Origin of the sequence: Aeromicrobium phragmitis (genome assembly GCF_003674095.1) — a bacterium.
Lineage (GTDB): Bacteria > Actinomycetota > Actinomycetes > Propionibacteriales > Nocardioidaceae > Aeromicrobium > Aeromicrobium phragmitis.
On the sequence record NZ_RDBF01000226.1, the window covers coordinates 1 to 336 of the forward strand.

At 68.2% G+C, this 336-nt stretch carries 1 protein-coding gene; it reads right to left on the reverse strand.

Going from position 1 to position 336, the window contains the following annotated elements; translation table 11 throughout:
* Nucleotides 1–336 (reverse strand): GDP-mannose 4,6-dehydratase (locus D9V41_RS17090; RefSeq protein WP_208006941.1); only part of this gene is annotated, 336 nt, incomplete at both ends.

Consider the following 336-nt stretch of genomic DNA (forward strand, 5'->3'; position numbering starts at 1 on the left):
TGGGCGAGGTCGACCACGTTCTCGGTGCCGTGGATGTTCGTCCGCAAGCTCTGCAGGGGCTCGTCGATGATCACATGGACCCCGACCGCCGCCGCGAGATGGAAGACCCGGTCGGTCCCGGTCATCACCGAGCGCAGGAACGGGCGGTCCAGGATCGAGCCCTCGACGAACTCGAACGACGGGTGGTTCCACACGGAGGCCAGATTGGCCCGATCGCCGGTGGACAGGTCGTCGATGACGGTGACGGTGTCGCCACGATCGAGCAGCGCCTCGACCAGATGACTGCCGATGAACCCGGCGCCGCCGGTGACGACGCTGCGTCGCCCGGTGGGCACC